General features: G+C 65.5%; 12 protein-coding genes and 1 pseudogene. 9 read left to right on the plus strand and 4 right to left on the minus strand.

Annotated features, from left to right (window positions below):
• Nucleotides 1-13: 13 nt before the first annotated feature.
• The 9 genes from AC0L2F_RS12190 to gmk all read left to right on the plus strand — a co-directional run bounded on the left by AC0L2F_RS12190 (nt 14) and on the right by gmk (nt 8,635).
• Entirely contained in the window at nt 14-718 is a 705-nt protein-coding gene (locus AC0L2F_RS12190) for a TetR/AcrR family transcriptional regulator C-terminal domain-containing protein (protein ID WP_063992710.1), read from the plus strand.
• A gap of 3 nt (nt 719-721) precedes the next feature.
• Nucleotides 722-1,747 carry a fatty acid desaturase family protein gene (locus AC0L2F_RS12195; RefSeq protein WP_473248514.1) on the plus strand — a complete coding sequence of 342 codons (1,026 nt, stop codon included), beginning with the start codon at nt 722-724 and terminating at the stop codon, nt 1,745-1,747.
• Nucleotides 1,748-1,934: 187 nt separating this feature from the next.
• Nucleotides 1,935-2,894 carry an ACP S-malonyltransferase gene (gene fabD, locus AC0L2F_RS12200; RefSeq protein ID WP_063996561.1) on the plus strand — a complete coding sequence of 320 codons (960 nt, stop codon included), beginning with the start codon at nt 1,935-1,937 and terminating at the stop codon, nt 2,892-2,894.
• A 13-nt stretch (nt 2,895-2,907) separates the two neighbouring features.
• Nucleotides 2,908-3,645: a 3-oxoacyl-[acyl-carrier-protein] reductase gene (gene fabG, locus AC0L2F_RS12205; RefSeq protein WP_007609323.1), complete on the plus strand. Its 738-nt coding sequence runs from the start codon at nt 2,908-2,910 to the stop codon at nt 3,643-3,645.
• 308 nt (nt 3,646-3,953) lie between these two features.
• A complete protein-coding gene (locus AC0L2F_RS12210; protein WP_006020277.1) occupies nt 3,954-4,193 on the plus strand; it encodes an acyl carrier protein in 240 nt (79 codons plus the stop codon).
• Nucleotides 4,194-4,301: 108 nt separating this feature from the next.
• The gene (fabF, locus tag AC0L2F_RS12215) at nt 4,302-5,567 is read left to right on the plus strand and encodes a beta-ketoacyl-ACP synthase II (RefSeq protein WP_007609325.1); all 1,266 of its coding nucleotides are present in this window, start codon (nt 4,302-4,304) and stop codon (nt 5,565-5,567) included.
• A 125-nt stretch (nt 5,568-5,692) separates the two neighbouring features.
• Nucleotides 5,693-6,967 carry an endolytic transglycosylase MltG gene (gene mltG / locus AC0L2F_RS12220; protein ID WP_007609326.1) on the plus strand — a complete coding sequence of 425 codons (1,275 nt, stop codon included), beginning with the start codon at nt 5,693-5,695 and terminating at the stop codon, nt 6,965-6,967.
• Between the two features lie 117 nt (nt 6,968-7,084).
• Entirely contained in the window at nt 7,085-7,972 is an 888-nt protein-coding gene (locus AC0L2F_RS12225; protein WP_473248515.1) for a YicC/YloC family endoribonuclease, read from the plus strand.
• A 3-nt stretch (nt 7,973-7,975) separates the two neighbouring features.
• Nucleotides 7,976-8,635, plus strand: coding sequence for a guanylate kinase (gene gmk / locus AC0L2F_RS12230; RefSeq protein WP_473248516.1), 660 nt, complete (start codon nt 7,976-7,978; stop codon nt 8,633-8,635).
• On the opposite strand, the gene AC0L2F_RS12235 is transcribed toward gmk, so the two are convergent.
• The 4 genes and pseudogenes from AC0L2F_RS12235 to AC0L2F_RS12250 all read right to left on the minus strand — a co-directional run.
• A complete protein-coding gene (locus AC0L2F_RS12235) occupies nt 8,568-9,767 on the minus strand; it encodes a hypothetical protein (protein ID WP_473248526.1) in 1,200 nt (399 codons plus the stop codon). The two genes, gmk and AC0L2F_RS12235, sit on opposite strands and share 68 nt — an antisense overlap.
• 150 nt (nt 9,768-9,917) lie before the next feature.
• Entirely contained in the window at nt 9,918-10,418 is a 501-nt protein-coding gene (locus AC0L2F_RS12240; RefSeq protein WP_063992703.1) for a hypothetical protein, read from the minus strand.
• A gap of 30 nt (nt 10,419-10,448) precedes the next feature.
• A complete protein-coding gene (locus tag AC0L2F_RS12245; protein WP_473248517.1) occupies nt 10,449-11,795 on the minus strand; it encodes a caspase family protein in 1,347 nt (448 codons plus the stop codon).
• 1,024 nt (nt 11,796-12,819) lie between these two features.
• Nucleotides 12,820-13,680: pseudogene (locus tag AC0L2F_RS12250) on the minus strand (IS3 family transposase); the annotation flags it as partial.
• Nucleotides 13,681-13,772: the final 92 nt, after the last annotated feature.

A 13,772-nucleotide genomic window follows, 5' to 3' on the forward strand; every position in this document is an offset into this window, starting at 1 on the left:
GGAGCGAAACCCAATGGCAGAAAAGCCGGCCCACGAGCCGATCGAGGCGGCAGGCGATCCCAAGCACGCCGCCCGCGCCACGCGATCGGCCGGCCGCAAAATGCGCTCGCTGCTGCTGGATGCCGCGAGCCCGCTGTTCCGGGAGCGGGGGCTGTCGGGTACGGCGATCGCCGACATCGCAGCCGCTGCGAACGCGTTCCCCAGCCAGATCACCTATTACTTCCGCACCAAGGAGGCGCTGTTCGTCGAATGCGCCTGCCGCGAGCTGCTGTATCTGGCGCGAGCGACCGAGCAGGCGGCGCTGAAGGCGCGCACGCCGCAGGATTATACCCACGCGCTGGCCGAGACCGTGACGGCGAGCGATTCGGTGACCTTCTTCGCCGAGGCGCTGACGCTGACGCGGCGGCGCCAGGATCTCGCGCCGCTGGTCGAGCGTACCATCGAGCGCCTGCACAGTGAAGGCGCGCGGGCCTATGCGAGCCAGGTCGCGCGGCACGGCTGGCGCTCCCTGCGCGCACCGGATGAGAGTTCGCGGCGGTTCTGGGCTGTCGCCATCGGAATCATCCTCGAGGGCTACGCCATGGGCCGTTCGCCAGAGGCGCTGTGCGCCGAGATGCTGCGCGTGCTGGGCGAACAGGCGAAATCCAATGATGGCGCTGCGCGCCTGCGCCTCGTCGACGCGCGCGACGCATCGAGCAATTCGAATGAGGAGAGTTAGGTCATGACTGCGCTTCGCATGCGTGCCCGCGATTTCCTGACCGACGACCAGCTTGCCGACGTGCGCCAGCGCGTGACCTGGAAAGGCGTCGCGCTGATCGCGCACGCCTGGGCCCTCATCATCGCCGCAATCGCCCTGGTCGCGTGGTGGCCCAATCCAATCACCTATATTTTCGCCGTCGCCATCATCGGCTCGCGCCAGCTCGGGCTCGCGATCCTCATGCATGACGGCGCGCATGGCTGCCTGTCCGCCGACGAGAAGACCAATCTGACCTTGAGCCAGTGGTTCTGCGCCTACCCTCTGTTTGCGGAGACGCGCAGCTATCGGCGCTATCACCTTCAGCATCATGCGCGCACGCAGCAGGAGGATGATCCGGATCTCGTGCTGTCGGCGCCATTTCCCATCACGAAGCTGAGCTATCGCCGCAAGTTCATTCGCGACCTCACGGGGCAGACCGGCTATCAGCAGCGCAAGGCGCAGTTGCTCAATGCGCTCGGGCCGAAGGACTGGCCGTCGCGGCAGCGCGCGGCGCATTTTTGGGAGAAACTTGGTCCGCAATGTCTGGTCAATGGCGCGATGTTCGCCGCGCTCACGGCGGCCGGCGTATGGTGGGCCTATCCGCTGCTATGGCTGGTGCCGCTCCTGACCTGGATGATGGTCATCACACGTATCCGCAACATCGCCGAGCACGCAGTCGTGCCCGACAGCAGCGATCCCTTGCGCAACACCCGCACCACGGACGCCAATTTCCTCGAGCGTCTGTTCATCGCGCCGTATTACGTGAACTACCACCTCGAACATCATCTCCTGTTCTACGTGCCCTGCTACAATCTGCCGAAGGTGCATCGCCTGCTGAGCGAGAGCCGGCACGCGGGCCGCATGGAGGTGCAGCCGAGTTACGCGGCCGTGCTGCGGCTTGCGACCGCGAAGCCGAACCGCGATGACCGCCCGGGGCAATTGGTCAACAGCGCGCGCCGCGCGCAGGCGGGGTCCGAGGTCGACGCCAACCAGACGGCCGGCGGATTTTAGGGACCCGTCTCATCAGTTGAAGACTGCCAGTTGAATGCTGATCGAAGTTCCTATCTTGGCTTGACATTCCGGCCCCGGACGGTGTCTACGGCCCCCTTTGGAGCATGATCCGGAACCATGGCCTAAGGCCGTGCGTCATCAGCTGCCGGTTCTCGCAGGGATCACGCCCGACAAGCAGGGAGCGCCGATGACGGCAGCATTCACATTTCCGGGGCAGGGGTCCCAGGCGGTCGGCATGGGCAAGGCCCTGGCCGATGCCTTTCCGGTGGCGCGCGCCGTGTTCGACGAGGTCGACGCCGCGCTGGGGGAGAAGCTGACGGCGACCATCTGGGATGGTCCGGCCGAAACCCTCCAGCTCACCCAAAACGCCCAGCCGGCCCTGATGGCGGTGTCCGTCGCCACCCTGCGCGTGCTGGAGACCGAAGCCGGGTTTTCCGTAAGGCGGGATGCGGCCTTCGTCGCCGGCCACTCGCTCGGTGAATATTCGGCGCTCGCCGCGGCCGGCAGCCTGACGATCTCCGATACCGCTCGGCTCCTTCGCATCCGCGGTCTCGCAATGCAAAAAGCGGTGCCGGTCGGCGTCGGTGCGATGGCCGCTCTGCTCGGCCTCGACTACGAGGCGGCCGTGGCGGTGGCGGACGCGGCCGCGCAGGGGCAGGTCTGCCAGGCCGCCAACGACAATGGCGGCGGGCAAGTGGTCGTCTCCGGCGACAAGGCCGCGGTCGATCGCGCCGTGGAGATCGCCAAAACCAGGGGCGCCAAGCGCGCAATGTTGCTGCCGGTGTCCGCACCGTTCCATTGCAAGCTGATGCAGCCGGCTGCCGACGCGATGGCGGAGGCGCTGGCCAAGGTCACGATCAAGGCCCCGGCGACCCCGCTGGTGTCGAACGTGCTGGCGAGCGCGATCACTGATCCCGACGAGATCCGCCGCCGCCTGGTCGAGCAGGTCACCGGTACCGTGCGCTGGCGCGAGTCGGTTGCCTATATGGCGGGGCAGGGCGTCACGCGTTTCTTCGAGATCGGTGCCGGCAAGGTGCTGACCGGCCTCGTCAAGCGTATTGCGGACGGTGCCGTCGGCGTTGCGGTCGGTGGTCCCAACGACATTGCTGCCGCCAAGGATGCATTGGCCGCTGCGAAGCAGGCCTAGAGGAGTTGCAAAGATGTTCGATCTGACCGGCAAGAAGGCGCTCGTCACCGGCGCAACCGGCGGCATTGGCGGCGCGATCGCACAGGCGCTGCACGCGCAGGGCGCCACCGTTGCGATATCGGGGACGCGCAAGGAAGTGCTGGATGAGCTTGCCGGCAAGCTCGGCGAGCGCACCCATGTGCTGCCCTGCAATCTCGCCAAGGCCGACGAGGTCGAAGCGCTGGTGCCTGCTGCGGAAGCGGCGATGGGACAGGTCGACATCCTCGTCGCCAATGCCGGCATCACCCGCGACAATCTCTTCGTGCAGCTCCGTGACGAGGACTGGGAGGAGGTCATCAACATCAATTTGACCTCGACCTTCCGGCTTGCCCGCGCCGCCACCAAATTGATGATGCGCAAGCGCTTCGGCCGCATCATCGCCATCACGTCGGTTGTCGGCGTCACCGGCAACCCGGGGCAGGGCAATTATACCGCGTCGAAGGCGGGCCTGATCGGGATGATCAAGACGTTAGGTGCCGAATACGCCAAGCGTGGCGTCACCGCGAACTGCATCGCGCCCGGCTTCATCAAGACGCCGATGACCGATGCGCTCAACGACAAGCAGCGCGAAACGATTCTGACCAAGGTTCCGGCCAATCGCCTGGGCACGCCAGAGGACATCGCGGCGGCCGCCGTCTACCTGAGTTCGAACGAAGCGGCCTATGTCACCGGCCAAACCATCCACGTCAACGGCGGCATGGCCATGATCTGACGCTTCAGGCCGCACCGCCCCCTGGCGGTGCGGAATGCGGCAAACGGCCGTTTCCGGAGCGAAATGAGGCTTGTAGTCAACGCAATTGAAGTATGATAACCGGACCTTCAACGGATGGGCAAAGAACGCCATTGCAGGTTTTTGAAACCCTGTATATTGGCGATGCGGAGCCTTGGCCGTCATTCGCCGGGCCTGCATCGGTTAGGATGGGGCCAGATCAAAGTTCGTAAGCGAAGGCAGTCAACGACCACGACGGCTCGTATCGTCCCGGGGGGTCGGGTCTACAGGGAACAACACGAGGTTATGCAATGAGTGAGATTGGCGAGCGGGTTAAGAAGATCGTGGTCGAACACCTTGGTGTTGAACCCGAGAAGGTTGTCGACGCTGCGAGCTTCATCGACGACCTCGGCGCCGACAGTCTGGACACCGTCGAGCTGGTGATGGCGTTCGAAGAGGAATTCGGTTGCGAGATTCCGGACGACGCCGCGGAGACGATTCTCACCGTCGGCGACGCCACGAAGTTTCTCGAGAAGAACGCGAAGAGCTAAGGCTCTTCATTTTCGCGGGGACAACATTGAAACCGGACGGACCGCCCAACAGCGGTCAGCCGGTTTCTTGTTATTGGCCGTGAATGTTTCGATGCGGAGTTTTCGGATATGAGGCGGGTTGTCGTTACGGGTCTTGGCATGGTTTCGCCACTCGGCTGCGGAGTCGAGCCGACCTGGAAACGCATCCTCGACGGCCAAAGCGGCGCACGCAAGATCGAGAGCTTCGATGTCTCCGATCTTCAGACCAAGATCGGCTGCACGGTCGTGCGCGGCGACGGTACCAACGACAGTTTCAATCCCGATATCTGGATGGAGCCGAAGGACCAGCGCAAGGTCGACGACTTCATCATCTTCGGCATGGCCGCAGCCGGCCAGGCGCTCGACGATGCCAACTGGCATCCCGAGACCGAAGAGGACAAATGCGCCACCGGCACCATGATTGGGTCCGGCATCGGCGGCCTCAACGGCATTGCCGAAACCGCGGTCCTGCTGAAGGAACGCGGGCCGCGCCGGGTCTCGCCGTTCTTCATTCCGGGCCGGCTGATCAATCTCGCCTCCGGCTACGTCTCGATCAAGCATGGGCTGAAGGGGCCGAACCATTCGGTGGTCACGGCCTGCTCGACCGGTGCTCACGCGGTCGGCGATGCCGCCCGCCTGATCGCGCTCGGCGATGCCGACGTCATGGTTGCCGGCGGCGCGGAATCGCCGATCGGCCGCATCGGCATTGCCGGCTTCAACGCCGCGCGTGCGCTCTCGACAGCCTTCAACGAAACGCCCGAGAAGGCTTCGCGCCCCTACGACAAGGACCGCGACGGCTTCGTGATGGGCGAGGGCGCCGGCGTTCTGGTCCTCGAAGAGCTCGAACACGCCCAGCGCCGCGGCGCGAGGATCTATGCCGAGGTGATCGGCTACGGTCTTTCGGGCGATGCCTATCACATCACCTCGCCGTCACCCGACGGCGACGGCGGCTTCCGCAGCATGGCGGCGGCGCTCAAGCGCGCCGGCCTCACCGCGTCCGATCTCGACTACATCAATGCGCACGGCACCTCGACACCGCTTGGTGACGAGATCGAGCTCGGTGCCGTTGAACGTCTGCTCGGCAATGCGGCTTCCAAGGTCGCGATGTCCTCGACCAAGTCGTCGACCGGTCATCTCCTGGGGGCGGCCGGCGCGATCGAGGCGATCTTCGCCATTCTCGCGATTCGCGATAATGTCGTGCCGCCGACCATCAACCTGGACAATCCGTCGGTCGAGACTGCGATCGATCTCGTGCCGCATCAGGCGAAGAAGCGCGAGGTCAACGTCGCGTTGTCGAATTCTTTTGGTTTTGGCGGTACCAACGCATCGGTCATCTTCCGGCGTCTGGTCCACTAGTTTGTTGTTGCGACGAATCCACCGTTTTGCCGTATTCGGCGATAGTCATGGAAGCGGGCGCGTGCATTTGGCTCGGCAAGCGATTGTCAGGTCGCGATTGAACCGGCAGGATTCAGGTTGCTTCGATGAGTGAAAGGCCGCCCATTTCGCCCCGGAGCCCGCGGGCAGCGCTCGAGCCCGAGCAGGTCCCGCCGCCGCCGAAGCGATCGGATCGTGCGCGCAATCCCTTCGTGATCGTCGGCAACGCCATCATCACCCTGCTGCTGATTGCGATGATCGGTGCGGGCGGCGTGTACTATTACGGCCGGCAGGTGCTCGAGGCGCCGGGACCGCTGAAGGAAGACAAGATCGTCAACATCCCGCAGCGCGCCGGCAAGCGTGACATCGCCGAGACGCTGAACCGCGAAGGCGTGACCGACGTCAATCCGTGGGCCTTCATTGCCAGCGTCGCTGCGTTGAAGGCGAGCTCGGACCTCAAGCCCGGCGAATATTCGTTCCAGAAGAACGCATCCTTGCGCGACGTGATTGCCACCATCGTCGAGGGCAAGGTGGTGCAGCACGCCGTGACGATCCCGGAGGGCCTGACCTCCGAGCAGATCGTGGCGCGGCTCTCCGACAACGACATCTTCACCGGCAGCGTGCGTGAGCTGCCGCGCGAAGGCACGCTGCTGCCCGAGACCTACAAGTTCCCGCGCGGCACCCCGCGCGATCAGGTGATCCAACGCATGCAGCAGGCGCACAAGCGCGTGCTGACCGAGATCTGGGAGCGCCGCAGTCAGGACATTCCGGTCAAGAGTCCGGAGCAGCTGGTGACGCTGGCCTCGATCGTGGAGAAGGAGACCGGCAAGCCGGACGAGCGCAGCCGCGTCGCCGCGGTGTTCGTCAATCGCCTGAAGCAGAGGATCAAGCTGCAGTCCGATCCCACGATCATCTATGGCCTCGTCGGCGGCAAGGGCACGCTCGGCCGTCCGATCAAGCGCAGCGAGATCACGCAGCCCTCGCCCTACAATACCTATGTGATCGAGGGCCTGCCGCCGGGCCCGATCTCCAACCCCGGCCGGGCCTCGCTTGAGGCTGCCGCCAATCCGGCCCGCACCCGCGACCTCTATTTCGTCGCGGACGGCACCGGCGGGCATTCCTTCACCGAGACCTACGACGCGCACCAGAAGAACGTCGCCAAGCTGCGCGCGATGGAAAAGCAGATCCAGAACGACACGGTCGAGCCGGCCGAGGACGCGCAGCCACCGGCCGCCGCCGCGCCCGGTGCCGCCGATACGCCGACGGCGACCACGCCGGCGCGGCCGAACCAGCAGAAAAAGCCGCCGGCCGCTCGCCCCGCGGGTCCGCCGCCGGCCCGGCAAGGTGCGGTACAGGCCTCGCCCCCGGTGGTGCAGCGCTAGGCCTGCGCGCAGACCTGCCTGCGGGACTTTGCGGATTACATTTTCCTGCAAAATAGTCTTAAGATTCGCGTGGCTTGATAGCCCTGCGAATCCCGTGCTTCTGGAGAAATTGACCTGATGGCGTTGTCGTCCATGACGGGCTTTGCCCGAAGCCACGGCGCGAGTGGGCCGTATACGTTCGAATGGGAATTGAAGTCGGTCAATGCCAAGGGCTTTGATCTCAGGGTGCGGTTGCCGCAGGGGTTCGACGAACTCGAGGCTCATGCCAAGAAGCGCGCCGCCGAGCTGCTCTCGCGCGGCACCGTCTACGCCAATCTGACCGTCAAGCGCGCCAATGCGGCCACCAGCGTCCGCGTCAACGAGGACGTGCTCAACGCCGTCCTCAAGGCCGCCGCCGTGATCGCCGGCAAGGTCGATGCGGTCGCGCCGAGCGTCGATGGGCTTTTGGCCATCAAGGGTGTCATTGAGGTCGCCGAGCCCGAGGGCGACGAGGAGGAGGACAAGGCCGCGCGCGCCGCCGCCGCGGACGCCTTCGACAAGGCGCTCGCCGAACTCGTCCAGATGCGCAAGCGTGAGGGGAGCTCGCTCGGGCAGATCCTCATCCAGCGCGTGGACGAGGTCGAGCAGCTGGCGAAGAAGGCCGAGGCCGCGCCCGGCCGCAAGCCCGAAGCGATCAAGGCGAGACTCGCCGAGCAGATCGCGAGCCTGCTCGACACCTCCGACCGTTTCGATTCCGACCGCCTGATGCAGGAAGCGATCCTGATCGCGACCAGGGCCGACATCCGCGAGGAGCTCGACCGCATCGCCTCGCACATCGCGCAGGCGCGCGAGCTGATCGGCAAGGGCGGCCCGGTCGGGCGCAAGCTCGACTTCCTGGCGCAGGAGTTTCACCGCGAGGTCAATACCTGTTGCTCGAAGTCCAACGACATCGAGCTGACCAATACGGGGCTCGCCATGAAGAATGTGGTCGAGCAGTTCCGCGAGCAGGTCCAGAATCTGGAGTGATCGATGACGAATGGCGGTCACGGAACTGACGGTGTCGAGCGGCGCGGATTGATGTTTGTGCTGTCCTCGCCGTCGGGCGCGGGCAAGACGACGCTGTCGCGCATGTTGATCGACCGCATGCCCGGCCTTCGAATGTCGGTGTCGGCGACCACGCGGGCGATGCGGCCGGGCGAGGTCGACGGCAGGGATTATTCGTTCGTCGACAAGGCCACCTTCGAGGCGATGGTGAAGGCCGACCAGCTGCTGGAATGGGCGACCGTGTTCGAGAACAGCTACGGCACGCCGCGTGCGCCGGTTGAGGCGGCGCTGTCAGCCGGGCAGGACGTGCTGTTCGACATCGACTGGCAGGGCACGCAGCAGCTTCGAGAGAAAGCACGCGCCGACGTGGTCAGCGTGTTCATCCTGCCGCCCTCGGCCGCCGATCTCGAGAAGCGGCTGCATTCGCGCGCGCAGGATTCCGACGAGGTGATCCGCAAGCGCATGAGCCGTGCCAGCCACGAGATGAGCCACTGGGCCGAGTACGACTACATCGTCATCAACCACGACGTCGACGAGGCCTTCGCGGAGGTGCAGTCGGTCCTGAAGGCCGAACGCCTTAAGCGCGAGCGGCAGACCGGCCTCGTGGGCTTCGTGCGAGGTCTGCAAGGTCAGCTTCAAGGCTAGGCTGCGTCAGCCGCGGCCCGTCCTTCGCCAGCCGTTCCAGCATCGTCGTGATCACGTCGATGTCGATGGCGTCCTCGACTCCCGCATCATCATCGCGGCCGGCCGGCTCTTCGTCGTTGAGGTCGTTGGCCGCGAGCTGCGGTGCGGCCTCGATCTGGAATTCTCCGTTGAAGATGTCGGAATCGTCGAGCTCTGCGGCATCGTGGTGCGCTTGCGATGCGCGCTCGTCGATCACATCGATCTCGCGATCGATCGCGGCAAGCTGCGCGGTCTTGAGCTGGGCTGGCTGCGGACGCAGGGCATCGAAATCTACCGGGCGCGGCTGCCGAGCGTGCGGCGCGTCGGCGGACGCTGCGTTGAGCCAGGGGGCACGGCCATCGTCGTGATCGTGCGGCTCAAAATTGTCCCAGTTGACGCGGCGCTGGTCGGCGGCCTGGACGCGGATGCGTCCACCGGCGAAGCGGTAAATGACGCTGGCGAGGATGCCGGCAAGTGCCAGCGCGCCGCCGATCACGAGCAGCAGCATCTGGAGCGAGCCGGTCTGCTTGTCGGCGGTGCTGTCTGCCGCGGCCAGAGCCATCGGAGCAGGGGACTTCGCCGGCTTCGCGGTCGGCTGCGCGGCGGCCGCGACAGGTACAGGCGACGGCTGCTCTGTGGGCGCGGCGGACGCCGAGGAGGCGTCGGGCCAGGGCCCGGCGACGGCGGGCTGCTGCGCGTTGGCGTCGGCGGCGGGGCTCGCAGCTTGTTGCATCGGCGCCGGTCCCGCCTGTGCAGGCGTCTTCACCGTGGCGATGCTCGGCGGCGTCAGATATTCGGCGCGCGCGTCCTGGACCAAGTGCTGCTGCGGCACGGCTGAATCCGCTGCAGGCGTGTCGGGCGCAGCCTGTGCGGTTTGGGTTGCCTTGCCGCCTTCGGCGCGCAGATACCAGCACTGCCGCTTGGTCGCGCGCTCGAGGCGATAATGCCAATGCTGGCCCTGCGGCGCGGCGCCCTTTGGCGAGCCAAGGCAGTCGCTCGCGGCAGTTGCCGTGCTCGGTGCCGTTGGTGCATTCTGCGACACGGCGGCAAGGGGCGCGCCGGCAATGATGCTGCCCACAAGGGCGGATAAGAATTTTGCGGTGCGGTTGCCCATCCTGGTCTCCCGATTACGCATGACGCAACTCGTTACCTTCCCTTTGTCGTCAAAGACTTGGGTGGCAATGAGCCGCAAATCCGGAGAGGATGTGGCCTGAATCGGGCCTGCGCGGCGTTCGTTCCGCCGCGGAATCAGACTTTTTCGCTGCTATTGCTTGGTCGAAGTCCAGGTTCCGCCGCAGCCGTCCGAGCGGCGGAAGGATCCGGAGCCGCTGCGGGCAGCGAGGCGGCCGGACCCGGTGAAGGTCACGCCATCGCCTTGACCGAACGTGCTGACCGCGCCGCTCGCGCTGACGGTACCCGTGACGCCTTGGCCTATGACCTTGCCTGAGGACACCACGACCGCGCCGGACGTGGTGCCACCGCAGCCGACGCTGACGACCATCCAGGCGCCGTCGAAACTCCCGCCACCGCCACCACCGCCTCCACCACCGCGCCGTGAGGAACTGCGCGGCTCCTCGGCCGGCTTGCTGCGACGCGCCGAGGGCGCCGGCTCGGCGGAACGGTCCGATCGCGAGCCGGACAGCGACTTCTCGTCATTGCCGATCGAGCCGCCGGCGCTGCCGGACTGCGCAACGGCGGACGGTGGAGCGAGGGTGACGGACAGGAATAAGGCCAACGCAATTACAGGGATGACGGCATTGCGCATGAGCAAAAATCCAAAAAATGAAAAATCGTATCAGCGGCCGGAGCCGTCGGCACAGACGGAACCGATAATGCGGCAAGCTTTGCCAGCCTTGCCGCATTCGTCAAGCGCGGCGTCTTTCGCGCGCTGCACGCTGTCGCGCTGGACCAGCGACCAGGATTTGTCGGAGATCGCGAACGCGCCGCAGCGGTTGCCATAGAAGGACAGCTCGAACGGACATTTGGCGCCGGCGCAATTGCCGCGCGCATCCGCTACCGCCGCGCGCCGCGAGGCGTGGTTCCAGGAGATGCCCCATTTGCCGCCGTCGGGCCCGTAGACGATCGAGCCCCATGGCTTCAGGTCCTCCATCTTGCGCATCCGCAGCAGCAGGCCTTCGGTGGCTTCGCCCGTCGGCGCCATGGAAATCCGCTGCTGGAGTTTTGTGATCGCGCGGGTCAGTCCATCAGGGCTGTCAGGATCGAAATTGAGCTCGTAGAGCCGCTCGCTGAGTTCGCTCAGCAGGGCGGCATCGCGCAAAGGGACGCGGTCCGGATCGGCGCGCAACCGATCTGCCGGCAGCGGATCAGGCTGCATCGCTGCGACCTGCGGTGGCGCGGTTTGCGTCGGGGCTACGAAATAGAAGGTGCCGTCGATCGGGGAGGACGACACCCAGGGCTGCTGCGCGCCGGAGGTGGCGCGCTTCACCGCGAGACCGACCTGATTGAAAGTCTGGAATACGTCGAGGCCCGCGGTCCGGACCGTCGCGGCCAATGCCTTGGTGTAGGGGCTGTGGCCGTCGCTGCCGTCCTGGGCGACATTGCCGGGTTGCGTTGCGTAGGAGATCAGCGTGCCCTCGGGCGCGCGCATCTGCGCGAGGCCGCCATCGGAGGCGCGCAGGCCGCGCGAGCCGAAGGGGTTGTTGCGGCAGGCGTCCAGGATCACGAGGTTGAGCCGCGTGCCCGATCCCTGCATCTGGCGCAGCACGAGGTTGACGTCGGTCATCTGGAAGTCGACGTCGGCCTCGCGCGTCGGATTGGCGCCGACCGGCACGAGATAGTTGGCGCCCGAGACCTGCACGCCGTGGCCGGCATAATAGAACAGCGCGACGTCGGCGCCCTGCACCTGCCGGCCAAAGCTCTGCACCGCCAGGTCCATCGCGCCCTTGTCGAGATCGAGCTGAGCGCGGCCTCCGACCAGCGTGAAGCCGAGCAGGCCAAGCGTCTCCGCCATCAGGCTCGCGTCCTTGGACGGATTGTCGAGCGGCGTGATGTTCTTGTAGGCGGAGTTGCCGACAACGAGCGCGAGGCGCTTCTCGGCCGATGCCGGGTATGTGGCGACGACGAGCAGGGCTGCGACCAGCGTCGCCAGCCCCGGGACGCGATTGAAAATCCTCGCGCGCATCAAAATTCCCCAAAAATAATGGCGTCAGTCTAACAGTCCGGCGCGCCGGCGAAAAGTGGTGCGACGGCCGGCAGCGGCGCGGGCGGCTCGAGCGCTTGCTGCCGATCCCGTCATCCTGAGGCGCGAGCCATGCGTCGCAACGCGACGTGTGGAGAGCCTCGAAGGATGCACGGCCGAACCGGCAGCCGGGCCGTCGCCCTTCGAGGCCTCCGCTACGCTCCGGCACCTCAGAGTGACGGTGAAATAGAACGGGCGCTCAATCCAGATTGCGAACGCGGCCGCGCGTTCCCGCGGCAGATTCTGCCCGAGCCTTGCTGCGGTTCCTCGCCCAATGGAGGCCAAAGGGCGCAGGGAAGGCCGGGCGCCGGCGGCACCCGTTGGTCCGTGCGCTACAGGAGTGCACACGGGGTGGACCGATAGGGTGGCCGATCGCCCGGCCTTCCCTGCGCGGATGGTTTTAACGGTGTCCTTCGTGCTCTCCTCGGGGAGCGATGCACTATTGCCCCCGTCGCCCCGCCGATCGCTGATGCGCGCGCCCGGTTGGGCCGCCGCATCACCGCGAGGCTTGACGCACAGACCCCGGGCGTCAGGACCACACGACTTCTCCGTCCGCGGACGGTCTCGCCAAAATCGTCAGGGGCTTGCGTGTGCTCACCCTCGATGATCGACAAGCCCGCTCTCCAGCGCCGTGTCGTACGCGTCGCGTGAGGACTCACGGTTGCCCGCCCTGTCATCACGCCGCCCGCGCCGTCGCTGCCGCGTCCACCGCCACCCGGCCCGCATGTCGTGACGGTCGCGAACGCCCCTTTGGCAGGGCCAGGATGCGCGCTGTATGCCACAAATCCGAAATTCGGAAAAGCAAAATGTTTTTATGGGGAGGGCTTGACGAGGTGTTTTGCCCGACGCTTCGCGGGTGCAGGCCTCGTGCGGCGAGAGGGCTTGGGGCAGGCCTACGGCCTCCGCGTCATTGCGAGCGCAGCGAAGCAATCCAGAATTGATCTTCCCCCAAAAAAGTAGACATGGATCAAGCCGATTTTAGCTCCATCTCGACCGGGCTGATATAGCCGATGGCCGAGTGTCTTCGGGTCTGATTGTAGAAGCCTTCGACGTAAGCGAAGATGTCGCGCTCGGCTTCATTGCGGGTCTCATATTGACGGTGATGGATCAGTTCGGTCTTGAGAGTGTGGAAGAAGCTTTCCATCGGGGCATTGTCGTAGCAGTCGGCTCTGCGGCTCATTGAAGGCCGGAAGCCGGCGGCTTGCAGTGCTTGGCGGTACTCGGTTGAAGCGTATTGTGTGCCGCGATCGGAATGATGGATCAGCCCGGGACCTGGTCTTTGCCCCTTGATCGCCATTCGTAATGCGGCGAGCGGCAGTTCTGCGCGCAGATGGTCGTCCATCGCCCAGCCCACGATACGGCGGCTGTACAGATCCATGACGGCCGCCAGATACAGCCAGCCCTGGCCGGTCCAGACAAAGGTGATGTCGGCGAGCCAGATCTGATTGCGCATGGCGGCCGAGAAGTTCCGGCCGAGCAGGTTCGGCGCGATCGGATAGCCATGCCCGCTGTCGGTGGTGCGGCATCGTCGCGGCCCGGCTGAGATGGCTCGAATGCCATGATGGCGCATCTGCCGCTCGATCCGGCCACGGCTTGCATGATGTCCCTGGGCTTTGAGTTCGACATGAATGCGCGGGCTGCCATAGCGGCCATGGCTATCGCGATGAACCCGCTGGATGCCTTCCAGCAGCGCTCGATTAGCCAAGGCCCGGAGGCTTTCCGGGCGCGACCGCCAGGCATAGTAGCCCGCGGGCGAGACGCCGAGCACACGGCACATGACCTTGACCGGATAGTCCGTGCGGCGATCCTCGATAAAACGGAACCTCATGTCCGGGGTCCAGCAAAGATCGCGATCGACTTCCTAAGAAACAGCCGGATTGGCGTCGCCCGGGATGGCCTGCAACACGAAGCCTAGCGATT

The sequence above is a fragment of the Bradyrhizobium sp. Ken64 genome, from assembly GCF_055807555.1.

Coding starts and splice junctions, on each gene's coding strand:
- fabG (WP_007609323.1), top strand. CDS start 2,908: ATGTTCGATCTGACCGGCAAGAAGGCGCTCGTCACCGGCGCAACCGGC.
- AC0L2F_RS12245 (WP_473248517.1), bottom strand. CDS start 11,795: ATGCGCGCGAGGATTTTCAATCGCGTCCCGGGGCTGGCGACGCTGGTC.
- AC0L2F_RS12210 (WP_006020277.1), top strand. CDS start 3,954: ATGAGTGAGATTGGCGAGCGGGTTAAGAAGATCGTGGTCGAACACCTT.
- AC0L2F_RS12190 (WP_063992710.1), top strand. CDS start 14: ATGGCAGAAAAGCCGGCCCACGAGCCGATCGAGGCGGCAGGCGATCCC.
- AC0L2F_RS12240 (WP_063992703.1), bottom strand. CDS start 10,418: ATGCGCAATGCCGTCATCCCTGTAATTGCGTTGGCCTTATTCCTGTCC.
- AC0L2F_RS12225 (WP_473248515.1), top strand. CDS start 7,085: ATGGCGTTGTCGTCCATGACGGGCTTTGCCCGAAGCCACGGCGCGAGT.
- AC0L2F_RS12235 (WP_473248526.1), bottom strand. CDS start 9,767: ATGGGCAACCGCACCGCAAAATTCTTATCCGCCCTTGTGGGCAGCATC.
- fabF (WP_007609325.1), top strand. CDS start 4,302: ATGAGGCGGGTTGTCGTTACGGGTCTTGGCATGGTTTCGCCACTCGGC.
- AC0L2F_RS12195 (WP_473248514.1), top strand. CDS start 722: ATGACTGCGCTTCGCATGCGTGCCCGCGATTTCCTGACCGACGACCAG.
- gmk (WP_473248516.1), top strand. CDS start 7,976: ATGACGAATGGCGGTCACGGAACTGACGGTGTCGAGCGGCGCGGATTG.
- fabD (WP_063996561.1), top strand. CDS start 1,935: ATGACGGCAGCATTCACATTTCCGGGGCAGGGGTCCCAGGCGGTCGGC.
- mltG (WP_007609326.1), top strand. CDS start 5,693: ATGAGTGAAAGGCCGCCCATTTCGCCCCGGAGCCCGCGGGCAGCGCTC.